The 23,681-nt window shown below is 50.8% G+C and carries 21 protein-coding genes and 3 tRNA genes; 21 read left to right on the forward strand and 3 right to left on the reverse strand.

Features of this window, described 5'->3' with window-relative positions:
• Positions 1 to 106: 106 nt before the first annotated feature.
• Together PHW53_02335 and PHW53_02340 are read right to left on the reverse strand one after the other, a co-directional pair.
• The gene (locus PHW53_02335; protein MDD4995276.1) at positions 107 to 688 is read right to left on the reverse strand and encodes a PEGA domain-containing protein; all 582 of its coding nucleotides are present in this window, start codon (positions 686 to 688) and stop codon (positions 107 to 109) included.
• Positions 689 to 833: 145 nt separating this feature from the next.
• Complete coding sequence (locus tag PHW53_02340) at positions 834 to 1,193, reverse strand: transposase (protein ID MDD4995277.1); 360 nt, start codon at positions 1,191 to 1,193, stop codon at positions 834 to 836.
• Positions 1,194 to 1,634: 441 nt separating this feature from the next.
• On the opposite strand from PHW53_02340, the gene PHW53_02345 reads away from it, so the two are divergent.
• The 21 genes from PHW53_02345 (at position 1,635) to recG (ending at position 22,172) form a co-directional block, all read left to right on the forward strand.
• Positions 1,635 to 2,300: a hypothetical protein gene (locus PHW53_02345; protein MDD4995278.1), complete on the forward strand. Its 666-nt coding sequence runs from the start codon at positions 1,635 to 1,637 to the stop codon at positions 2,298 to 2,300.
• Between the two features lie 73 nt (positions 2,301 to 2,373).
• Entirely contained in the window at positions 2,374 to 4,416 is a 2,043-nt protein-coding gene (locus tag PHW53_02350; protein MDD4995279.1) for a peptidoglycan DD-metalloendopeptidase family protein, read from the forward strand.
• 104 nt (positions 4,417 to 4,520) lie between these two features.
• On the forward strand, positions 4,521 to 4,856 hold the full coding sequence (locus PHW53_02355) for a hypothetical protein (GenBank protein ID MDD4995280.1): 336 nt from the start codon (positions 4,521 to 4,523) through the stop codon (positions 4,854 to 4,856).
• Positions 4,857 to 5,021: 165 nt separating this feature from the next.
• On the forward strand, positions 5,022 to 5,300 hold the full coding sequence (locus PHW53_02360) for a co-chaperone GroES (GenBank protein MDD4995281.1): 279 nt from the start codon (positions 5,022 to 5,024) through the stop codon (positions 5,298 to 5,300).
• A gap of 12 nt (positions 5,301 to 5,312) precedes the next feature.
• The gene (gene groL / locus PHW53_02365; protein ID MDD4995282.1) at positions 5,313 to 6,944 is read left to right on the forward strand and encodes a chaperonin GroEL; all 1,632 of its coding nucleotides are present in this window, start codon (positions 5,313 to 5,315) and stop codon (positions 6,942 to 6,944) included.
• A gap of 197 nt (positions 6,945 to 7,141) precedes the next feature.
• Positions 7,142 to 7,474: a DUF4870 domain-containing protein gene (locus PHW53_02370; GenBank protein ID MDD4995283.1), complete on the forward strand. Its 333-nt coding sequence runs from the start codon at positions 7,142 to 7,144 to the stop codon at positions 7,472 to 7,474.
• A gap of 3 nt (positions 7,475 to 7,477) precedes the next feature.
• Positions 7,478 to 8,609, forward strand: a protein-coding gene (gene prfB / locus PHW53_02375) for a peptide chain release factor 2 (protein ID MDD4995284.1) whose coding sequence is annotated in 2 segments (ribosomal slippage) — positions 7,478 to 7,531 and positions 7,533 to 8,609 — 1,131 coding nt in all. Because the reading frame shifts where the segments join, the coding sequence is not laid out codon by codon here.
• Positions 8,610 to 8,720: 111 nt separating this feature from the next.
• A complete protein-coding gene (locus tag PHW53_02380) occupies positions 8,721 to 9,722 on the forward strand; it encodes a GDP-mannose 4,6-dehydratase (GenBank protein ID MDD4995285.1) in 1,002 nt (333 codons plus the stop codon).
• A gap of 15 nt (positions 9,723 to 9,737) precedes the next feature.
• Positions 9,738 to 10,586 (forward strand): 16S rRNA (adenine(1518)-N(6)/adenine(1519)-N(6))-dimethyltransferase RsmA, encoded by an 849-nt coding sequence (gene rsmA, locus PHW53_02385; GenBank protein ID MDD4995286.1) that lies wholly within the window; start codon positions 9,738 to 9,740, stop codon positions 10,584 to 10,586.
• 127 nt (positions 10,587 to 10,713) lie between these two features.
• Positions 10,714 to 13,110, forward strand: coding sequence for a hypothetical protein (locus tag PHW53_02390; GenBank protein MDD4995287.1), 2,397 nt, complete (start codon positions 10,714 to 10,716; stop codon positions 13,108 to 13,110).
• Between the two features lie 11 nt (positions 13,111 to 13,121).
• Positions 13,122 to 14,933, forward strand: a complete 1,812-nt coding sequence (locus tag PHW53_02395) for a hypothetical protein (GenBank protein MDD4995288.1) — start codon at positions 13,122 to 13,124, stop codon at positions 14,931 to 14,933.
• Positions 14,933 to 15,373, forward strand: a complete 441-nt coding sequence (locus PHW53_02400) for a PrgI family protein (GenBank protein ID MDD4995289.1) — start codon at positions 14,933 to 14,935, stop codon at positions 15,371 to 15,373. The genes PHW53_02395 and PHW53_02400 overlap by 1 nt, the downstream gene beginning before the upstream one ends.
• On the forward strand, positions 15,363 to 16,034 hold the full coding sequence (locus PHW53_02405; GenBank protein ID MDD4995290.1) for a hypothetical protein: 672 nt from the start codon (positions 15,363 to 15,365) through the stop codon (positions 16,032 to 16,034). Before PHW53_02400 ends, PHW53_02405 begins: the two co-directional genes overlap by 11 nt.
• A 4-nt stretch (positions 16,035 to 16,038) precedes the next feature.
• Entirely contained in the window at positions 16,039 to 17,991 is a 1,953-nt protein-coding gene (locus tag PHW53_02410; protein ID MDD4995291.1) for an ATP-binding protein, read from the forward strand.
• Positions 17,992 to 18,606 (forward strand): hypothetical protein, encoded by a 615-nt coding sequence (locus PHW53_02415; protein MDD4995292.1) that lies wholly within the window; start codon positions 17,992 to 17,994, stop codon positions 18,604 to 18,606.
• Positions 18,597 to 19,256, forward strand: coding sequence for a ComF family protein (locus PHW53_02420; protein MDD4995293.1), 660 nt, complete (start codon positions 18,597 to 18,599; stop codon positions 19,254 to 19,256). Before PHW53_02415 ends, PHW53_02420 begins: the two co-directional genes overlap by 10 nt.
• A 65-nt stretch (positions 19,257 to 19,321) precedes the next feature.
• Positions 19,322 to 19,411 (forward strand) — tRNA-Ser (locus tag PHW53_02425).
• Positions 19,412 to 19,426: 15 nt separating this feature from the next.
• Positions 19,427 to 19,522, forward strand: a tRNA-Ser gene (locus PHW53_02430).
• Between the two features lie 26 nt (positions 19,523 to 19,548).
• Positions 19,549 to 20,022, forward strand: coding sequence for a hypothetical protein (locus PHW53_02435; protein ID MDD4995294.1), 474 nt, complete (start codon positions 19,549 to 19,551; stop codon positions 20,020 to 20,022).
• Position 20,023: 1 nt separating this feature from the next.
• A tRNA-Arg gene (locus PHW53_02440) sits at positions 20,024 to 20,101 on the forward strand.
• A gap of 19 nt (positions 20,102 to 20,120) precedes the next feature.
• Entirely contained in the window at positions 20,121 to 22,172 is a 2,052-nt protein-coding gene (gene recG / locus PHW53_02445) for an ATP-dependent DNA helicase RecG (protein MDD4995295.1), read from the forward strand.
• Positions 22,173 to 22,218: 46 nt separating this feature from the next.
• On the opposite strand, the gene PHW53_02450 is transcribed toward recG, so the two are convergent.
• Positions 22,219 to 23,679, reverse strand: coding sequence for a pilin (locus PHW53_02450; GenBank protein ID MDD4995296.1), 1,461 nt, complete (start codon positions 23,677 to 23,679; stop codon positions 22,219 to 22,221).
• Between the last annotated feature and the right edge of the window lie 2 nt (positions 23,680 to 23,681).

A 23,681-nucleotide genomic window follows, 5' to 3' on the forward strand; every position in this document is an offset into this window, starting at 1 on the left:
ATAAATCGTCCTGATGGATGGTGAGGACGATTTTGTTTTTAAAAAAAAGAGAGCGCCAACAGGGGGTTGGTGCTCTTGAGGAGGCGACCGAAGGTCAGACCGCGGGTCAGAAGACGCGCGTGTAAGAAAGGTCGTCAGAACCGAACGAGTTGATGATGTGAATTGTGACGTGGTTGTTGTCCGCGACCGTGCCGGTGATGGTTTCGTCCGCATCTTCGTAGCGGAGAGAACTTCCCTCCATGTAGAGGAGACTGGCACCGCAGAGACCATTCACCGTACAGCCATCCTGACCTACGTCGCAGATGCTCGTCGAGACATCCTCCACCCACCGTCCGGTGAGGTCGTAGTCGCAGGTCGGGACCGCCGGGTCCAGGGAAACATCCACGGGCGTGGTTGTTCCGGATGCCACATCCACTACGCCGGAGTATTCGTCATATCCGGCGAGCGTGATGCGCACCTGGTACTGTCCGGGTGTGAGGTCGGCGATGACCGTGGGCGTTGTGCCCTTGACCTCTTCGTTGAGGTACAGGGTCGCGCCGGCGGGCGTGGTGTCCACGGAAAGAATTCCGTAGGTTACCGAGTCTGGCGTTGCGTCCGAGTCGGTCGTGGTGTCGGCCGGGTTGTCGGTGGTTTCGCACGCGAACGCGAACATGGCCGCCAGGGCCAGGATGATGTATTTCCCCTTCATGATCGTTTCCTCCTATGGTCAATTCGGGGGTGGTTCAAAGGGCAATGGGCCAGGATTGGTCCATTTTTATTATCGCGCAATTATATCACGGATTCAAGGGCTTGTCAAGGGGGAGACGGTGAATATTTGCGTAATATTCGCCAAATTATTTACACGGATCAAGAATGTTTTTCCAATTTTTGGGATTATTTTTGATGTAATTCGTAATGCGTCGTAAATCCCATGCGTCGCGGACGATGTGGTCATAATATGAACGTTGCCATTGAAAATATTCATCCTCGTTTTGATTCGCGATTCGGGTAACCGCGGATTTAAATTCATGGATAATTTTTGGCAACAACATTTTATCCCGTTGTACGTCGCGTTGTACGTCGCGTTGTAGGGGTCGCATATATGCGACCCCTACGTCCGTCCATTGCCCGCCATGCGAATCGTCCACCCCGTCCGTCCATTGCCCGCCGTACGCATTCCGAATAAATATTAATCCATGAAAATGGTCGGGCATAACAATGTATTGCCCCAAATCAATATTCGGAAAATGAATTGGTAAATAATTCCAACATCGGTCCGCGATTTCACCAATCGCTGAACGCCGCATTTCATTTTTTACAATATTTCCAAAAAAACATTTTTTTCCATCGGTACATATTGTTACATAATATATACTCGGGCGGGAATAATCGCGTTTTTGATATCGGTTTCGTTTTCGCGCGCGTTGATTCATGTTAATCATACGTTCATATCATAACATTGAAAATAATCGACATTCAATCCAAAAATATAATTATTCCATGTCACAATTTACCGACACGCACGCGGGATATTGCATAAATATATGAATAACGTTAATGCATAAGAAGACGCGCGAATGTAATTAATTATTTTCAACACCTCAAATTTGACCTAGTCTGATATAAAAATTTATAATTAATACATAAACAACAATATGCGAATGAAAACATACATCATCGCCATTCTCGTTCTCGTTATTTTAGCCGTGATTCTTATTGTCATGATATTCTGGCAGATGCCGGCAAATCGTCTTGTGCCGCCATTGCCGTCCGAGGAATTATCCGCCGTTCCGCCGGTTGAACCGAACGCGGAACGATTATCAATTTTCGCAAGCGAAAAATTGGGTTTTGAGATTTCTTACCCCGAATATTTATCCGTGTCGCAAGAAATCGCATTTTATGATCTGGCCGGAGCCTATGAAAAATCCGAAGCCGCCGGCCGTATTGTCTCCGTGGGCATTGTGCGCTTAAGCGGTTCGTCATCTCAGCCGGATGCCGAATGGAACGATATTTCAATCTACGCGGTTCATCCGCAGGATATGGGCGCCACCGCCGAGGAATCCGCCGCATTCATCCAAAAGTTTGAAAATGATTTTCCGCAATTCAAAGAACCGGGTGAAAAAATTTCCAGCGCCGAATCAATTACAATTGGCGGGCTGGATTTTAAAAAAAATATTTCAGAAGCCGCTGCGGGCAAACGGATAACATATATTTATAACTCGTCTCCGGATTCTTTATACATTATTTCCGCCAAAGCGGCGGGCGCCGAGGTCGGCGGCCTGCTCTCCGAAATCGTGCCGACCTTCAAAGTCAAGCAATAATTTAGTTATGTGCCGGCCGGGCATGCGGCAGGTAATTATGCTTGCACTTTGAAAATCCACGAGGAGGTGGAAAATGAAGGTTGTGCATTTCGTCGCGCTCATCGCGGCCATGATTCTCATCTGCGGCTGCGAAACCCGCTACGACATGGAGGAGAGTCCATCCGACGAGGGAGGTCCGGCCGGCGAACGCCGTCTGCCCTTCCTTCCGAACACCACGGTCACGGTCTCGCAGGGGAATGACCAGGCCGATCCGGCGAGTACGCACTATCGCTTGGGCGCGCTCGCCAAAGCCGTGGACTTTACGGCCGGACCCGGCTGCGAAGATCGGGGAGTGCCGATTATCGCGGCCGCCGGCGGCACGGTGATTGAAGCGGTTGCCGGCTTAGCCGACCGGTCCGGAACCGGCACCGGCAATCATGTCTACGTCCGCTACTCCGACGGCCGCGTTGGCCGTTATTTTCATCTTCGCGACGTCATGGTGCGCCGCGGCCAGCCGGTTCTTGAGGGCCAGGCGCTCGGCACCATGGGCACGAGCGGTTACTCAACCGCGTGCCACCTGCATTATGACGAGGTGGCCGACGGCTCGTCGCAGACCCTGCCGCTGAACTTTCTGGAATCCGACGGCGTGCCGCAGGAAGGCCGTTCGTACTCATCCCGCAACACCGGTCCGTACGACCGCGCCTACTGGTCAGCCGGCGGCCCCTCCATGCTCGGCGAGCCGAGCGAAGAGGCGCGCTGGTACGATTCATACGCGCGCTGCGCGGACGATGACGGCGACGCGGATTTGCTCTGCGACAATGAATCCGCGCATCGCGCCAATATTCACATTCTGCCGTTTGAGGGTGGCCTGGTCGGCCGCGCCGCACTGGTCTACGACGCTCTGCGCGGCGCGCGCGAAGCGGTCATAATTCATGGCCGTCTGTACGATTGGTATATGGCGAGCCACGGTCCGGCATCGCCATTCATCGCGCCCCTGAACAACGAATACGTTGATTCGGCCGGCGACACGCGGCAAGACGGCATCGGAGGATATCTCTCCTGGGACGGCGCGAACGCGAGCTTTCATGCCTGGCCGGATGATGCCGCACCCGGTGAGATTGCCGGGCCATCGGCGTGGAATCGGCTCGCGAGCTATGCCGTGGTTGAAGCGTATAACGCGCTTGGCCGCGAAACGCTGGCCGGCGAACCGGTTGCTCAATTCGGTAATCCGGCCGAACTGCATCTCTGGAGCGGATATCGTTATCTAGTGCAGGACTTTAACGGCGGTCCGCACGGCTGGTTCGTGATTTTCTACGATTCCGAGAATTATGCTTACGGCGGCGCAAATCGCGCCATCTCGGTCATGGACCAGTTCTGGGGATATTACATCACCCATGACGGCGAGCGCCATTTCGGCGCGCCGATCTCGGCCGCCTACATCGATTCCGCAAGCGGCAAGCGCCGCATGGATTGGGAGAGCGGATTCTGCCTTCTCGCCCAAGGCGAAGCGGTTGAGCAGGGAACAATGTCCGCGGCTCCGGTGCCCGGATATTTACCCAATGCGAGCATCTGCCAGATTTCCGGCGGCACAACACCGCCTGAACCCGAACCCCATGATCCCGATAACGACGTCGACGGCTACACCATTGCTGAAGGCGATTGCGATGACACAAATCCGCTCATTAATCCCGACGCGGTTGAGATTTGCGACGACGGCCGCGACAACGACTGTGTCTGGGGAGTGGACTGCGACGATCCGAATTGCGCCGACGATCCGCATTGCGCGACCCCGCCCATGCCGGTTGATCGTCTTGTGGTGCGCTACACCGCGCCGGCCGCATTTTCCGGAACCATCATCTACTCCGACTGGAGCGGATACTCGGCCGGCGGCACTCTGCGCGCGCCGTGGGCCGAACGCTGCCGCGCCGCAAGCGGCTCGTCCCTTGAGTGCGAGCTTGATCAGCCCGCCGGCACCTTTGCGGTTTTCAACATCCAGTACGGTTCATCCTGGGCCTGCGCCAACTGGCCGGCGAGCACGGGCGGAACGATCAGCCTCACCTGGCGGGGCATCTCTTACTCCGCGATTCCCGAAGCCAATGGTTCAGGCGGCTGCAATTTTCGCGTCAGTCTTTACTAGTCTCTTTGAGGCTCCATCCCGGGGCCTCATTTTTTATGTATTGACAAATTATTAATCTTATATTAAGTTGGTATGACGCCCTTTGAATATAAAAGGAGGATATCGTGGAGAATCAGAAGGCACTCATTTACAGCACCATTTGCCGTGTCGTGATAAAGCGGAACGGCATCACGCTCGTCAACGATATTTTTAGCTTCCAGGTCGGCGTGGATCCCAAGACCGCGATGGAGTATACGATTCGCGACCAGCTGGCAAAGAAAAGGATCGATTGCGATCCTCGGACCTTCCTGGTCGAGATCAGCGAGGTGAGAAAGCAGGCGGTTAACCCGATTCTCATCTTCGTCCGCTGCTGTCCGAAGCACGGCCTGGCCGATGAGCAGTACAAGTTCTGCGGCCAGTGCGGCCAGCAGACCGAATGGAAGATCAAGAAAACCGAGTAGTAACTTGCTGTTCCCCGATCCTTTCTTGAGGCTAGAAATAGCCTCCATTTTTTTTATTTTATCCGCTCTTGACAGCAGGCGCGTTGTGTATTAAAATCATCTAACGTAAACAAATGGCAGTCGGTTTATTTGACTGCTAAAATAAGATTAATAATAATATAAAATATGACAATAAAACCATTGGGCGACCGCGTATTGGTTAAGCCAAATCTTGAAGAAGAAGTTACCGAACACGGCATCGTTCTGCCTGACACCGTGGAGAAAGAAAAAAAGGCCGAAGGCGAAGTCATTGCCATCGGCGCCGGCGAAAAAGTCGCCAAGCTCGGGCTTAAGCCGGGCGATATTGTGATTTTTGAAAAATGGGGAGGCGAAGAAGTTGAAATCAATAAGGTTCATCACAAGATTCTGGATCACGAGAAAATTCTCGCGATTATTATTAATTAAAAATATAGCAATATGGCAAAACAGATATTTTTTAACGAGGAGGCGCGCCAAGCCATAAAGCGGGGCGTTGACAAGCTCGCGAATGCGGTGAAGATTACGCTTGGTCCCAAGGGACGGAACGTTGTTTTGGACAAGGGCTTCGGTTCGCCGGTCATTACCAAAGACGGTGTCACCGTGGCAAAAGAAATTGATCTTGAAGACAAGTTTGAAAATGTGGGCGCCGAGCTCGTAAAAGAAGTCGCGTCAAAAACCAATGATGTTGCCGGCGACGGCACCACCACCGCGACCGTTTTGGCCCAGTCCATGATTCAGGAAGGCCTGAAAAACGTTACGGCCGGCTCCAATCCAATCGCCATCCGCCGTGGCATTGAAAAAGGCGTTGAAGCGGTTGTGAAAGAACTTAAGGAAAAAATTTCAAAACCAGTTACCGGCGAAGAAATCGCCAACGTCGCTTCCATTTCGGCCAATGATGCGGAAATCGGCCAGACAATCGCCCGCGCCATCAAAGAAGTCGGTGAAAACGGCGTTATCACGGTAGAGGAGTCGCAGTCATTCGGCATTGAAACCGAAGTGGTGCAGGGGCTCCGATTTGACAAGGGTTATGTCGCGCCGTACATGATTACCAACGTCGAGCGCATGGAAGCCGAATATGACGACGCGCATATTTTGATCACCGACCGCAAGATTTCCTCAGTGCAGGATCTTCTGCCGGTTTTGGAAAAAGTCGCGCAGACCGGCAAAAAGGAGCTTGTGATTATTGCCGATGAAATCGAGGGTGAGGCTTTGGCCACGCTTGTCGTGAACAAGCTTCGAGGCACGTTCAACTCGCTCGCGGTGAAAGCGCCGGGATTCGGCGATCGCCGCAAGGAAATGCTTGAAGACATTGCCGTAATGACCGGCGGCCGCGTAATTTCCGAAGATGTCGGACTGAAGCTTGAGAACGCCACGCTTGAAGATCTCGGCCAGGCGCGCCGCGTTATTTCCACAAAAGACAATACTACTATTATTGAAGGCCGCGGGGATGCGGAAAAGGTTAAGGCCCGCGTTGAATCAATCAAAAAACTCTTAGCGAACACGGATTCCGAGTTTGATCGTGAAAAACTTCAGGAGCGTTTGGCCAAGCTCTCGGGCGGTGTCGGGGTCATCAAAGTCGGCGCGGCCACGGAAACCGAAATGAAAGAAAAAAAGCACCGCATTGAAGACGCGGTCAGCGCGACCAAGGCTGCAGTTGAAGAGGGTATCGTGCCCGGCGGTGGAGTTGCGCTTATTCGCGCCATCAGCGCGCTTGACGGCATTACCACCGATCCGGAAGAGTTAATCGGTATCAATATTCTGCGCCGCGCGCTCGAGGAGCCGCTGCGCCAGATCGCGGAAAACGCCGGCCAGGACGGCGCCGTGGTCGTTGAAAATATTAAACGAGAAAATAATACAATCGGTTACAACGCGGCCACTGGCAAATACGAAGATATGGTCAAAGCCGGCATCGTTGATCCGACCAAGGTGACGCGCTCGGCCCTGCAGAATGCCGCGTCAATCGCCGGCTTGATTCTCACTACCGAAGCCGCGGTCACTGACATTCCGGAGAAAAAGGGTAATTTCCCGCCGATGGGCGGCATGCCCGGCGGAATGGATATGGGGTACTAAATTGAGAGAACGTTTATTAAATCAAAGATGAGCTCGGTAAAAGCCGGGCTCATTTTAATCATGGAACAATCTAAAATCTCAAATCTTAGATCTCAAATCTAAAGATATTAGATATAAGATATATTTTTGAGATTTGAGATTTTATTTATAAGATACTTGTGGTATAATATTTGCGTTTAAGAATTAATATATAAAGTATGGCAGACGAAAAAAAATTTGATCAAAAGGACATTGACGAGAATAAGGTTCTCGCGGCCATTGGCTATCTCTGCATCTTGTTTTTGGTACCGCTATTCGCGGCAAAATCTAGCCCATTCGCCCAGTTCCATGCCAAGCAGGGTCTGGTTTTGTTTGTTGTCTGGGTAATTGTTTGGGTCGTCACGCTGATCCCGATCCTCGGTTGGATTATTGGTTTTTTTGGCACGATTCTACTTGCCGTGGTTTCGCTCATCGCCCTCATTAAGGCGCTTCAGGGCGAGGCCTGGGAAATTCCGTTTGTGGCCGATTTTGCCAAACAGCTCAAAATATAATTTATGAAAGAGCTTATCCGCGAACTTGAAGATTTCACTGCGCAAATCTCCAAGACATGGGGGTTACTTTGACCTCGACCGCCTGAAATCAGAAATCAAGGCGTTAGAGTCCGAGGCGAGCCAGCCGGATTTTTGGGCTGATCCGGGGCACGCCAAAGCGGTTTCGCAAAAGCTCAACAGCCTCAAAGAAGAGGTTGAGACTTGGGATAAAATAGAGAAAGAAGCGCGCGAGCTTCTTTCTCTTTGTAATTTAGCGGAAAGCCAGGGGGATGAAAGTTTGTCCGCTGAAGCGTCGGGAAAATTTGCTGAACTCAAAAAACGCTACGAGCGATTAGAATTTTATCTTCTTTTCGGTGGAAAGTACGATCGCGCGAACGCCATTGTGGCCATTCATGCCGGCACTGGCGGCCGCGAGGCTCAGGACTGGGCAGATATGCTGCTCCGCATGTTTTCGCGTTTCTGTGAGCGTCGCCGCTGGGGAGCGCGCATCCTTGATGAATCGCGCGGCGTTGAGGGTGGTCTCAAGAGCATTACCCTCGCCGTCGAGGGCGCCTGGGCTTACGGATATTTAAAATCCGAAGCCGGCGTCCATCGTCTGGTGCGCATTTCGCCGTTTGACGCCGAAAAGATGCGCCACACTTCGTTCGCTCTGGTTGAAGTTTTGCCCGAGCTTCCGGAAGGTGTGGAGATCGCGATTGATCCGAGCGATTTGCGCATTGATACATTCTGCGCGTCCGGGCACGGCGGTCAGTCGGTCAATACGACCTACTCTGCCGTGCGCATCACGCATCTGCCGACCAAGATTTCGGTTTCATGTCAGAACGAACGATCCCAGCAGCAGAATCGCGAAACCGCCATGAAAATTCTCAAAGCAAAGCTCCATCAACTCGAAGAAGAAAAAATGCGCCGCGAGAAAGCCGAAATCCGCGGCGAATACGCGGCCGCCGAGTGGGGCAATCAGATTCGGAGCTATGTGCTTCAGCCGTACCATCTAGTCAAAGACCACCGCACCAAATATGAGACCGCGGATACCGAAGCCGTGCTCAACGGAGAATTGGAGCAGTTTATGGAGGCCTATTTGCGACATTTGGCTAGAAAGAGAGATTTACGCGCAAGAGCGAATCAGGAATTATGAATCAGGAATCATGAATCTTTTTAATACCCTAATTCCTGATTCCTAATTCTTGATTCAACTTAGTGGCAAATACATTTAATTTTTTTAATAAGCATTAATAGAAATAATAATATGTCCAAAAAAGCAATCGTTACCGGCGGCGCCGGATTTATCGGTTCGCACATGGCGGATCGTTTATTGCGTGAGGGATTTCAAGTTGTTGTAATAGACAGCTTAATTGCCGGAAAGCGCGAAAACGTTCCGTTGAAAGCCAGGTTTTATAAGTGCGATATCAAGGACATTAAAAAAATAATGAATATATTCAAACGAGAAAAACCTGATTATGTTTTCCATTTTGCCGCGCAGATAAATCCTCGTTTTTCGGTTGAAAATCCATGGGCCGATGCCGAAGAAAATATCGTCGGCGGTCTTAACGTCATTGAAGCAAGTCGGCGCATTCGTGTGAAAAAATTTATTTTTTCCTCATCCGGCGGTGCAATTTATGGCGGCGCTCAGGAATTGCCAACACCCGAATCTTATCTTCCCCATCCCTATTCGCCCTATGGAGTTTCAAAATTAAGCGTTGAGGAATATCTGCATTGTTTTAGACACATAGAGAAAAATCCGCTGACGTCGATTTGTATGCGATATGCCAATGTCTATGGTCCGCGGCAGGATAGTTCCGCCGAAGCCGGTGCCATTGCGATTTTTGTCAAAAAACTTCTGGTCGGCGAGCGGCCAACGATATTTGGCGACGGAAAGAATACAAGAGATTGGGTGTATGTTGGCGATGTCGTGGAAGCGAATATGCTTGCCCTTAAAGTAGATAACCCTCATCATAAAATTTTCAATGTCGGTACAGGAAAAGAAACTTCGGTAAATGAAATGTTCCAAAAACTTAAGGAAATATTAAAAAGCAACATAAAGCCCATTCATGGTCAAGCCAAACCCGGGGAAGAGCGTCGGAGCGTGCTCGACTGCTGTCGCGCGCATCGAGAATTAAATTGGCGGCCAAAAGTCAGTTTTGATGATGGTCTTGTCCAGACAGTGCAGTGGTATAATCAATATGAGCCAAGGCTCAGTGAAAAAATAAAGAAATTATTCAAGGGCAAAGGGAGAATTAGAAAAAGTTAATGCATTAATATAATAATGAGTTTTGACACCCCAGCTAAAATAAAACAGGTTTTATCCAAATACAACCTTCGTCCAATCCACGGCCGGGGGCAAAATTTTTTGGCTGACAAAAATATCGTGGATAAAATTATGGCCGTCGCGGAAATCGGCAAAAAGGATTGCGTTTTGGAAATCGGACCGGGTCTCGGCATTCTCACCGACCGGCTTGCGACGGCAAAAAGAGTTCTTTCCGTGGAAATTGACAAAAAAATTGTCGGTCTGCTCGCCTCCGAGTATGTTTGGCCCAATGTTACGGTTCTCACTTCCGACATTTTGCGCGTTTCGAACGCAGAAGTCGTAAAAATTCTCGGCTGTCCGCGTTATTCGCTGGTCGCCAATCTGCCGTACCAGATTACTTCGGCGGTGATTGAAAAATTTTTAACCACCGAGCCCGTGCCGGACCGGATTATCATCATGGTTCAGCGTGAGGTTGCCGACCGCCTGCTCGCCTTGGATGGCTACGAGAACCTCCTGTCGCTGCTTGTGAAATTGCACGGTCGCGCCAAGAAACTTTTCAATGTTTCGCGCGGAAGTTTTTTGCCGAGCCCGAAAGTTGACTCCGCGGTTGTGGAAATTACGCCGTTCTCCGGGCCTGAATCAAAAAAAGTCCTCAATGGCGCGCGGATCGCGGCGGTTCGGAGCCTGATTCGCGCCGGTTTTCACTCGCCCCGCAAGATGGCAATTTCTAATCTGGCAAAGTACACGAATCTACCTAAAACTACGCTAATTTCGGCATTCCAGGACCTTGGGTTAGACCCCAAAATTCGCGCCGAAAAATTTGCCATTTCCGACTGGGTAAATCTGGCCCGAACTGTGAATTGTTGATGCACCTATTTTGTGGTATACTAATAATGTAAAATTTGACTAAATCTGCGACATTTTTACAATGATTACCGCTTTTAAAAATAAGGTGGTAGATTTGGCGTCAAGGTGGAGGCGGACGGCTTTTGTTTTGTCCGTTTTTTTGTTTAGCGGTTTGGGAATGGCCGCCGCGCGTCCGGCATACGCGGCCGCCGAAGCGCTTGCCGACATGATTTCATATATTTTGATAAACTGGGTGATCGCCACCATCGGTAAAATCATTCTTTTGCTTTTTAATCTCGTGGTCGGCTGGCTCGCGCCGTATAACAATTTTATCGATTCCGCTGCTGTGGTTACCGGCTGGGTTCTGACGCGCGACATGGCTAATATGTTTTTTATCCTTGTGCTTCTGGCCATCGCATTCGGCACAATTTTGAAAATAGAACAGTTGAATTATCAGCGCATCCTGCCCAAGCTTTTAATTATGGCCGTGGTTATTAATTTCAGCAAAACACTCTGCGGTCTCGTGATTGATTTTGGCCAAGTGGTGATGCTTACGTTTGTGAATGCGTTTATGTCCGCGGCCGGCGGAAATTTTCTGAACGCCCTTGGACTTACCAAGCTCATGCAGCTAAGTCAGAACACTACGCTTGATTTCGGATCGTGGGAGGTGGCCGCGGCTGCTCTTTTTGGCACCATTATGATGGGTGTGACGCTTATGGTAGTTGTGGTTTATGTCATCGTGCTCGCGTATCGTATTGTCATGCTCTGGATACTCGTGATTCTTTCGCCGCTCGCGTTTTTGGCCGGCGGTTTTCCGATCGGTAAGGCGAGCGCAGCCTATGGCCAGTGGTGGGACAATTTTGTCGGCGCCGTTCTCATCGGTCCGGTACTTGCGTTTTTCTTATGGCTCGCGCTTCTTACGGCCGGCGGCGGCACCCTGGGCCAAGATTTTATCAATACGCAGTACACGGCCCCGACATCCGAAGAACAAATCAGCGGCAGCCTGACTGAGAATTACTTTATTACCGAAGGCGGGACCAGCGAATCAACCGTGGGATTTATCATCGCCATCGCCCTGCTTCTTGCCGGGCTTGCGGTTGCCCAGCAGGTGGGCGGCGAGCTTGGCGGCGTGGCCGGCCAGTGGGCCGGTAAAACAAAAGGATTTATGGCCGGCGCCTTGACCGGCGCGGCCGTCGGCGCAAGCAAACTCGGCGTTGGTGCGGCCCGCAAAACCGCGGGCTGGACCGACCGCCAGCTCGGAGTCCGGGAAAAGCTCTATGGCGGAATGGCCAAGGTGCCGGGCCTAAAACAGCTTGGTTACACCCAGCTTGCTAAAACCCGCCACGAACGCGCGCAGAAGACCGGCGAATTGGCCAAGGTTGTTTCTAGCCTCGCGCCCGCGGAAGTGGAGAATTTGCTCAAGGGTCGGGCGATGACTGCCGATCAGAAAGAACTGCAGATGCTCGGGCATAAGCAGGCGCTTAGCTCCGGGCATGCCGGCTTTCTTGCGAAACAGGGCAAGAGCAAGCCGGAAATTTTGGCTGAGCAGGCCAAACATCTGGATGTGTTTACCAGCATGGCCAAAGAACGCGGTGATGTTGAAATGATGAAATTTGCCGGCGAGTATAAAGATAAAAATCCGCACCTTATTTTGGATTCAAAAGCAAAAGCCAATGCCTATAAAGACGCTTCTTCCGAAGATAGAAAAAAATGGTCATCTGACGCGTGGCGCGATACCGAAGGCTTGGCCGCGCTTGCCGAAAAAGAACGGCAGACCCCGGGGATTATATCCGAAGTTTTGAACAAGGCAGGGGGCGAGCCATCCAAACTTTTCAATAAGTTTATGGATGATTATCCGGCCGGAGCCGCTATGCCGGGAGCCGGCATATTCACAATGGACAAAGGCTTTCAGCCCGCGGTCTTAACCGGAGCTCAGGCTTTTGGCGCCAAAGCCGCCGGCGTGATTCTTGAAGACTTGATGAAGGCGCGTGATTCAAAACTAAATTTCATCGCCAGAGAAGGCTATAACCCGGCTACCAATGTTTTCAACCCTGATGTTTTGCGCAGTAGCATGAAGATTCAGGCCGAAGGCGGGAACGCGGAGCAGGCTTTTGGCGCGGACCGGAAAACCGGCCAGTTTATTAACGATCAGTTTGGTGCAAGTTTTGGCGCCGCGTTATTGGAGGCGAAAGCCGATACTATCGGTTCGATTGGAGAGTTTCAAACGCTTTCCGAAGCGCAAGTCGCCGGAGGTAAATTTATACTGGGCATCGATGATCAGGCTTTAAAAGTCAAGGACGGTGATTATCGCGAAAAAGTTATTAATAATATTGATGTGGATAATTTAGTTACTGCAACCGAAGTGGCAGAGAGGGAAAATATACCCGGAGGCATGGAAAAAATTAAGAGCCTGCTCAAAGAATTTCAATCCGAGGCTCAAACCATCAGATCTTCGGGTAGTGTAAGCGACAAAGAACAGATTATCCTGGACAAGATTGACAAGATGACGAACAACGACACCCTCCGCCGGGCGATGGGTAAATAAAAGAATTTTCTATGGACGCACTGACCACAACCCGCTATCTTCCGAGATCGGTAAAAACATATTTGGGTTCGGCTGAAGTGACGGATATCAATATTGATATCAAAAAAAAGTTTGATTTGCGGGAAAGGGAACTTGATATTCTCTTTGAACTCACCTGGGATATTCTGGAAGGTCGCCGCGCGCCGCGCGCCCTGGCTTACGAGCTCAAGGCGCAGATAAAATGGCAGGAAAAAAAAGCCGCTGAAGTTGCGCTGGAAATCCTTGGACGAAAACTTTTGCCCCTTTCCAATCTTATCCCCGGCATTCCGGAAGCGATTAAAGATCTCGGCGCTGATCCGGCCAAGTATCCGCAGAAAAAAATCACGTCCGATCAGACGACCCTGCCGGTTTTTGTGGATGAGATGATCCGCGATCTCGGCATCCAGCTCGCCGACAAATTTTTGAAACACCGGCTTGAGAATGTTGCCGAAGCAAAAATCAAAGGAGTGCGTGATGATTTTGAAACAAAAGAAAGAATGGTCCGTGGAATAAAAATCGGTGGGCTCGAGCTCGCCCCGACACAGGCTGACCAAATTATCGCCTACATCGAATCTGCGAAGAAAACCATACAAATCGTTGACCGCCCATCCGCTCCGACAGCGGTTGGGGGAACGGCTCCAGCCGTAGCGATTCCGCTGTCAAGGATGCCGGCCGAGTCCGAAGTGCCGGAAGAAATCACGAGACATGAAACCGGAACCGCCGCGCCTTTCGCCATGCGCCCCGAGGATGTCGCTGAAATCCACGCCGAGCGGGGCCGGGAAATCTCGGATGCCGTTTTGCCGGAGTACGAACGAGTAGATAAAGATATTATAAAAGATTCAGGATTCAGTTTTTCCGATCCGGATATGCAAAAGCGTTTTGAAAACACGGTTCGCGCGCGCGTGCGTGATGTGCGCGACGAACTGGAGACAAAAAATATACTGACCCGCGGGCCCAAAGAGGGCGGACTCGGCTTGCCTAAAGAAAAATCCGACCGCCTCATCGCTCTCATCAATCAAAAAGTCGGACCCCTTCGCCTGAAACTCGCGAAAATCGAAGAGCAAAAAAAGGCTGAACATCTCGTGAGAGAAAAACGAAATCGGGAAATCGGCCGCGAGAGGGAAGAGGAGAACTTGAATCGCCGCTACGCCAAACTTACCGGACGAATGCCGAGCTCGATGCCCAGTGAAGAAAAAAAACCGGAACGAACCCTGCCCTTAAAAGACCATATTATTAAGCCGAGCGCTCCGGTGATAAAACCGGTCGCCCAAGTTTCGGTCGTGACAGCCGTGATTCCGCAAGAGCCGGGATTACCGATGACGATTGTGCCGGTCCCGATCGCGATCGGGACGCCGGTCCGCCCGGCATCTCGTCCGGAATCGCTAAAGCCCAAGGTTCGCGTCTCGCCGCCGAGTATTCCGGCGCAGACGTCGCAAACCGGCCGGCCGCGCGTTGAAGAAATAAAGTTTTCGCGCAGGCTGTTCGGGCCGATTGAGGAATTGCGCGAAATGAAGTTTGAAGATTTTCGCCGCCTGTCGCGCGAACCGCGGGAACGCGCCATTAAGATAAAGGACAAGATAGATCTCCTGGGCGAAGAATCATTTGAGAAAAAAATGCAGGGCATCGCCGCGTGGCAAGAGAGCCCGATTAATAAACTGTATCTGAATTTAATACAGGAAGCGTTCCAGACCGGCAAGAACATTGAGACAATTACGCGCGAACGTGAAGCCGCCGGCCGTTCGACGCTTTCATGGGACGAATTCCAGTCAATTATTGAGCTAAATCAAAATTTAGGTAAAATTTAATGCCGGAAAAATTTGTAGTGCCGCAATTCATTGACGTGGAAGATAAGATATTTGGGCCGATCACGACTCGCCAGTTTGTAATTTTGCTCGTGGATGGATTGTTCGTTTTTATCGCGTTTAAATTATTGGAGAAGATTTTATTCATTCCGGCGGCTATTTTGCTCCTCGGAGCCGGCGGCTTGCTTGCTTTTATAAAAGTGAACGGCATGCCATTTCATTTTTTTCTTCTGAACATCATTCAGACAATGAAGCGTCCGTCTCTCCGCGTTTGGGATAAAACGCCTAGCAACACCGAACTGCGCGCGTACATCAGCAAGCCTGAAGTCAAAGCCGCGCCCGTTCCTCCCAAGAAAGAGCCATTAACAACAAGCCGCCTGTCCGAACTTTCGCTCATCGTTAATACAGGCGGTTTATACAAACCCGAAGAATATGAGCACTAAAAAAATTGTCAGACCCGGCCAACCAACTCAGCGTTACATGGACATCGCAGAAATCCGCGAGGATGTGGTGATAATGAAGGACGGCACACTGCGCGCCGTTATTCTGGTCTCAAGTATCAATTTCGCGCTGAAGTCGGTGGATGAGCAGGAGGCGATTATTTCCGCCTACATGCAGCTTTTGAATTCGCTAGAACATCCTTTGCAGATTGTAATTCAGTCGCGTCGTATGAATATTGAAAAATATCTTGACGCCCTGAAGGAAGAGGAAAAAAATCAGAAAAACGATCTTTTGAGCGCGCAGATTTCCGATTATCGCAGTTTTATCAACCAGTTGGTTGAGCTTGGCGAGATCATGAGCAAGAAATTTTTTGTTACCGTGCCGTACGACCCAATGTCGGATAAGCAGAGAGGTTTTTTCTCGCGGATAAAAGAAATTTTTTCACCAGCCGTAAGTCTCAAATTGAGCGGCCAGAAATTTATTGAGCGCCGCAAGGAGTTGATGATGCGGGTGGAGCATATCATAGGCGCCCTACAGAGTATCGGGCTCACCACCGCGCTTCTTGATACCCAGAGTTTGATTGAACTTTATTACAGTGTTTACAATCCCGAAGTTTACGAAAGCCAGAAGGTCAAGGATTTAAGCAAAATACAAATAGAATAATAATATGCCATTCCGACCAAAAGAAGCCGTTGCTCCTGAAGCCAAAACCGGCGCGGTTGCGCCGACCGGCCGCATCGTGCGGCGCGAGGCCGAGGCGCGCGCCGAGGCCGAGCGAGAACGCATCGTACTTGAAGAAGAGCGCATTTATCGCCGCGGTGTTGTTTCCATCCGCGACCTGATCGCGCCGGCCGCTTTTGAAGTAAAACCGAACTATCTCCGGCTCGGCGACAGCTTTTGCCGCACGATTTTTATTGTCACTTATCCGCGCTATGTTTCGGTTGGATGGGCGACGCCGGTTATCAACTATAATCACACCCTGGATATCGCCATGTTTTTCTATCCAGTCAAGGCGCCGATAATTTTAAAACAGCTCAAGAATAAAGTCGGCGTTCTGGAGGCCCAGATCATGGCCGATTCGGAAAAAGGCGCTCCTCGCGATCCGATTCGCGAAACCGCACTCCGCGACATTGAACAGCTTCGCGACGACCTGACGCAGGGGATTGAGCATTTTTTTCAATTCGCTTTGTACATTACGATTTACGCGAAAGATGTTACGGAACTGGATAAGATATCAACCGATATCGAAACCATCTTCGGTTCAAAATTGATTTATTCCAAGCGCGTTCTTTATCAGTCCGAGCAGGGCTTTAATTCCACTGTGCCGCTCGCGAACGACGAGCTCATGATTACCTTCAATATGAACACCTCGCCGATTGCTTCGTCGTTCCCGTTCACTTCGGCCGAGCTTACTTCGGACAACGGCATACTCTACGGAATAAACCGCCACAACAACAGCCTGATTCTCTTTGACCGTTTCTCCATGCCGAACGCCAACATGGTTGTTTTTGCCACTTCCGGCGCCGGCAAGAGTTATGCCGTAAAACTGGAAATCTTGCGCAGCCTGATGCTTGGCACGGATGTTCTCGTCATTGATCCGGAAATGGAATACAAGCACCTTTCCGACGCGGTCGGCGGCACCTACATCAATATTTCCCTGGCTTCGGAAAGCAAGATTAATCCGTTCGATCTGCCGCGGCCCATGGGCGAGGATATCAGCACCGAGGATATTATCCGGAGCGCCGTAATTACTCTCAAGGGTTTGCTCCGCATCATGCTCGGCAAGCTCACTACGGCCGAGGATTCGCTTTTGGATCGCGCGCTTCTTGAAACCTATGCTAAGCGCGATATTACGCCAAGTTCCGATCTTTCTACCGTCGAGCCGCCGATTATGCAGGATTTGCAGGAAGTGCTCGAGGGCATGGAAGGTACCGGCGATTTGGTTGTCCGGCTCAAGAAATTCACTGACGGCACATTTGCCGGTCTCTTGAACTCGCCGACCACGGTCACTATGAAAGCCCAGCTCGTGGTCTTCAGCGTGCGCGATCTTGAGGACGAGCTCCGTCCGATTGCTATCTATACCATCATCAACTACATTTGGAATGTCGTGCGCTCGGAGAGCAAAAAACGCATTCTCACGATTGACGAAGCCTGGTGGCTGATGATGCACGAGGACAGCGCAAAATTTATTTTCGCCTTGGTCAAACGCTGCCGGAAATACTATCTCGGCATTACCACCATCACGCAGGATGTTAACGATTTTTTGTCCAATCCGTACGGCCGCTCTATTGTCACTAACTCCTCAATGCAGATTCTGATGAAACAGTCGCCGGCCGCGGTTGATTTGGTGCAAAAAACTTTTCTTCTCACCGAGGGGGAGAAATATCTTCTTCTTGAGTCCGCGGTCGGAGAGGGGATTTTCTTCGCCGGCACAAAGCACGCGGCGATCAAGGTGGTTGCTTCGTATACCGAGGACCAGCTCATTACCACCGACCCGCGCCAGCTCTTGGAAATAGAAGAATCAAAAAAGCAATTCGCCGAAGAGGTGCTCGGTCAGTCCGAAGCCCTGCCTGCCGGTAGGCAGGGCGCTTCCGGGGAACCCCCAGCAATAAATATCTAAATGACAAAAACGATAAAAATTATTTTAATCGCGCTCGCTGGGGTGATGTTGCTTGCCGGCATAATGTTTTTGATTTGGGCACTCATGACGCGGCCGGCCGTAATTTTCAAACCCGCGCCGGCTCAGCCTGCCGCCGAAACTACGGAGCCCCTGCCGACCGGCGGTTCGGTTATGGTTCCAGTGAGTACGACAACGCAAGAGGTTTCCGGAATTCCGTTTGAAGTCAGTACTTCGGCCGAAGCGGAAAAACAGGCCGCCAAAAATCTTTGCATTCTTTTCGCCGAGCGGTTCGGAAGTTTCTCGAACCAGGGAAGCTACGAAAACATCACGGATTTGTTGTCGGTCATGACGCCGTCCATGCGCGTCTGGGCCGAAAATTATGTTTCCAAGAATGCGTCCGCGGCTCCGGCTGAATACTACGGAGTAAGCACCAAGGTTGTTGCCAATACTTTTAATAGCTATGATGCGGCGCAGGGCAACGCCGTGATGACTCTCGATACCCAGCGCCGCGAAATGCGCGCTTCGGTCGAAGATCGGATTTATTATCAGGCCATCAGAATTTCGCTTAAGAAAATTGACGGCGCGTGGCTCGTCGACAGCGCATCATGGCAATAAAAGATTTTTTACTCGATTTAATATTTCCAAAGTTCTGCCTGCAGTGCGGGCGGGAAGGCACCATGCTTTGCGCCGAGTGCGTTTCGGCGATTGATCCGCAATGGGATCCCCTTGATTTTGAAAATCAAAAGGAGGTATTAATAGGTCGTTTAATCAGCCTTGGGTACTACCGCGAAAAAATTTGGCAGCGTATTATTCAAAATCTAAAATATCAATACGTAACTGAGCTTGAAAGCGCGCTGGAAAATCTCGTCGGCCGGTTTATACAAAAATATCCTGAATCTATCGGCGTGCCCTATGATTATCTTGTTCCCGTGCCGTTGCACCGTAAAAGACTGCTTGAACGCGGATTTAATCAGGCGGAAATAATTGCCCGCTTAATTGGAAAAAATACCGGTTGGCCGCTTGAAAGCGAAAATCTATACCGAAAAAAGAACACCGCGCCGCAGGCCCAGCTCGAAGATGAAAAAAGAAAGGCGAATTTAGTCGGCGCATTCGGCGTCCGGAATCCGGAGCGGTTTGAAAATAAGAAAATTTTGCTTATTGATGATGTATATACCACGGGTTCAACTATAAAAGAATGCGCCAGTACCCTTCTCGCCGCCGGCGCGGCCGAAGTCGGAGCCTGGGTCGTCGCCCGCCGCACTTAGCCTTTAAGCGGGTCGGATCTTGAAAAAAATGCCGATTTCTGGTAGGATAGAGGAAATCTTTTCAGGGAAGGGTGGCAGAGCGGACGATTGCACCGGTCTTGAAAACCGGAGTCCCTTCACGGGGACCGTGAGTTCGAATCTCACCCCTTCCGCCATTCTGTAGACTATTCGGAGAGGTGGCCGAGAGGCTGAAGGCGGCGGTTTGCTAAACCGTTATACGTGGTTTTTGCCGCGTATCGAGGGTTCGAATCCCTCCCTCTCCGCCAATTTATAAAATTCAAATCCAGACAATATGCCGGAAATTACTAAAATCACCCACGAAGTGCCGGAATTTATCAAACACGAAAGATCGCTTCTTTGGTATATTGTTGCATTTCTGATTGCCGGCGGGCTGGTCACTTATGCTATTCTCAGCGGGAACTTTTTATTCGCCGTTATTGTTGTTCTCATCGGCGTGATTATTGTCTTGACTTCGTTCCGCGAACCGCGTAAGCTGAGTTTCGAGATCGATCCAATGGGAGTGGCTGTCGGAGGCAAGAGATATAAATTTACGGATTTTAAGGATTTTTCCATCATTTACAATCCGCCGGAAACCAATACGCTGTATCTAGAATTTCGCATGCCTCTGCGCGAGCGGCTTTCGGTGCAGCTCGGTGATATGGATCCGAACGAAGTGCGGGAATATTTAATGAATTTTTTGAAAGAAGATCTGGAACGTGAGCAGGAATCACTGAGTGATATCTTAAGCCGTTTATTGAAATTTTAATGCGCCCGTAGCTCAGCTTGGATAGAGCGCAACCCTGCGGAGGTTGAGGCCAGACGTTCAAATCGTCTCGGGCGCACCATGATAATTAGATGTACAGTTTGGATGCACCAATTAAAGAATTGGCGCGCGCTGGAAGAGTAAGGGAGGGGCAGATGGCGCGTTTGGGTATTGAGACCGTTCAGGATCTCATTTTTTATTTTCCAAAAAGATACGAAGATCTGTCGCGGTTACAAAAAATCGACGAACTCGCGATTGGCGAAAACGCGACCATTCATGCCCGGCTTGAGCAGATAAAAAGTTTTCGCAGTCCGAGAAAACACATGATAATTACTGAGGCCCTGGTCGCCGACGAGACCGGCAAGCTGCGTATCGTTTGGTTTAACCAAGCCCATCTTTCCAGGGCCATGAAGCCCGGTTCTTTTTATTATTTTTCTGGCAAGGTTGACGACAAATATCATTTTGAAATGCTGAGTCCGGCTTGGGAGCTCGCTCATGCCGGCGGGGAGCAGATTCACACGAACCGCATCGTGCCGCTTTACGCGCTCACCGAGGGGGTGACGCAGAAACAGCTCCGCTGGCTCATTAAGCTCGCCCTGCCGTCGGTTGAGGGTTTGGATGAGTGGTTTCCGGAATACATTACCGAGCGGGAATCGTTTCCTTCAATTCGCGACGCGCTTCGCGTGATACATTTTCCGGATGATCTGGATTCCGCGGCCGCGGCTTTAAAACGTTTTAAATTTGGCGAACTTTTTTTGCTTCAGCTCTTGGCAGCCAAAAACCGCCAGGGTTTAAAAGAGCTGCCGGCTCCGCGCATCACGCTCCGGCCCGAAGTATTAAACCGCTCTTTCGAGCGCCTGCCGTTTAAATTAACCAGTGATCAACAGGTCTCGCTACAGGAGATTCTCCTTGATCTCTCTGGCGAACATCCCATGAACCGCCTTCTTGAGGGGGATGTGGGTTCGGGCAAGACGATTGTTACCGCCCTGGCCGCCGGACAGGTGGTGGCGAATGGTTATCAGGTTGTTCTCATGGCTCCGACATCAATTCTCGCGCGCCAGCATTATGAAAGTTTGCTTAAATATTTTAAAACGAGCGGCATTTCCGTCGGCCTCTTAACGCGCACCGACGCGTCAGTCGGCGGCGAGAGCGTCAAGGCCCGCGAATTCGTGGACGCGCTCTCGGTCGGCAGCCTCAACTTTGTCATCGGCACGCATGCCATTCTTGAGGAAAAAATAAAATTTAAAAATCTCGGGCTCGCGATAATCGATGAACAGCACCGTTTTGGCGTGCGCCAGCGCCAGGCGCTTCGCGAGCGCAATCAGGGTGAATACTGGCCTCATCTCCTTTCTCTCACCGCGACGCCGATTCCGCGCTCGCTCGCACTTACTCTTTACGGCGATCTCAACCTCTCCATCATCCAGACCATGCCGCCGGGCCGCAAGCCGGTGATCACCGACATCGTGAGTGAAACCGGCCGGGCTTCGGCGTACGGCTTTATTAAAGAAGAACTCAAACGCGGCCGCCAGGCTTTCGTGGTCTGTCCGCTGATTGAAGAGTCGGACAAGCTCGGCGTCAAGTCCGTAACCGCGGAATACGAAAAATTAATTCAGGTTTTTCCGGGATTCCGCATCGGCCTGCTTCACGGCAAGCAGAAACTCGCGGACAAAGACGCCATCATGGCGGATTTTAAATCCGGCGGCATTCATCTCCTCGTCTCCACTACCGTAATTGAGGTCGGAATCGATATTCCGAACGCCAGCATTATTATCATCGAAGGCGCCGAGCGTTTCGGCCTGGCCCAGCTCCATCAATTGCGCGGCCGCGTCGGCCGGAGCGGGGAACAGGGTTATTGCATGCTTTTTACGGAAAGCGCGAATCAAAAAACCCTGGACCGGCTCAATGTCTTCCGCGGCTCAACTAACGGCTTTGAGCTCGCCGAGGCGGACCTTGAAATCCGCGGCCCGGGCGATATCTACGGCTGGGAGCAGTCCGGCTTTCCGCGCCTGCGCTTCGCGAGCTTCTCGGACAAGGGCCTGATCAAGAAAGCGCAAAAATACGCCCAGGAAATTCTGGACTCTTCCGGTCTCAAGAAATTCCCCGCGCTCGCCAAGCGGCTTCAACAGTTTGAGCGCAGCATTCATTTTGAATAAATTAAAATAAAAAAACGGCGAGTGCGCCGGTTTTTTTTATTTGTTTTTATCGATATAAATCCGGGTTCGCCAGGATTTCGTGCGCGTAAACCGGACAATTTTTTACCCAGCCGGATTTTAGATAGCCGATAAGAGATGACTTGACCCTGACCGAACGGGCGGTATGATTATTCACCGTGATTGCCGGCGGGCCCCCGCCCATTTCGATGATCTCCTTGCCGGAAATTCCGGTATAATTTATCGCATGTCCACAATTGCCATCCAGCCAGATAAAAGTTCCGGCGCTCAACGAAATTTTTTTATTTTCAAGGTCGTTCGCCATATCCTCGGCGCGAGAATAATAATATTTTGCCTTTGACTGGTTAGTCTTATCGGGCAGGGGGTTAATATCAGCAATGCACTTATACAGAGTGCGGGTGAATGTTAAACAATCGCCGCAATAAATGCTGCCCAGGCTTTGGGCCCAGCTGCGATAGGCGTCTATATCGCCGTTCCATTCTTCAAAGCCATTCTTCGCTAGTTTTTTATTATAATAATTGTCCGCCGCCGGTGCGGTGCAGGCGCCGGATTTCATGGTGCCGCCGCCGACATAGACAACTTTTTTTGGCAGCGCCGAGGACCAGGCATCAATAACTTTTTTTAAATTCGCGGCGTAATTTGCTGGATAGCTCTTGTCTTCCGGACATGCCTTCATCATATCGGCGTAAGAAACAAATCCGCCAGCCGCCGGAATTGCTGCAATCGTTGCGTCATAGGACGACGAGTCATCTGCTCCGCCGAAGTATCCTTCGTCAAATGTTATCTCTTCGCGACCGATGATTGCGAGCCTCAGTGAATTAAAACTCACCAGATCTGGGTTTATTAGATTCAAAAGCGTGTATGAGCCGAGCGCAAGCACTAGCCCCATTGCCGCGCCGATAATAGATTTTTTGGCTTCGCTGATTTTTCCGGAATCGCCGGCCGCCGTCACCCAGCGGAATCCGCCGTACATGATCATTGTAATCGCAAGAATTGTCGCCACGCCGACCATATATCGATATACAGCGGCAATGTATTCGGCAAGCCAAGGGACGGAGACGAATTTTTGTCCGCCGACGTCGCTCACCATGAGTTTGCTAAATTGGATATTGAAGTCCGGAATCTGCAGGGACGGTTCAATCGCCGAAAACGGAACGCCCTGGGTGATGCTTCCGCCAGTGCCGAACGCGCCGCTCGTTCCCGTTACTCCATAGCATTCGTCGCCCGGTTTTTCGTTCCAGTCAATATAACCGTCATCGCAATGCACCGCTTTCCAGGAAACGCTCGAAGTGGTGCGAGAAGCGCAGTAGATGTCGCATTGAGTTTTAGTCTCGACGTCTTCACCTGTCGTTTCGTCTTCTTCGGTATGATGTTCGCAGACATTGTTTGACCCAAGGCACCAGCAATGATCGCAGTCTACGGCTAAAACCGTCGACGGCATGAAAACAAAAATAAGCAGAAATAAAACTGCAGTTATTTTTTTATTCATGC

The sequence above is a fragment of the Patescibacteria group bacterium genome (assembly GCA_028710985.1).
Lineage (GTDB): Bacteria > Patescibacteriota > Patescibacteriia > JAHJFT01 > JAHJFT01 > JAQTTB01.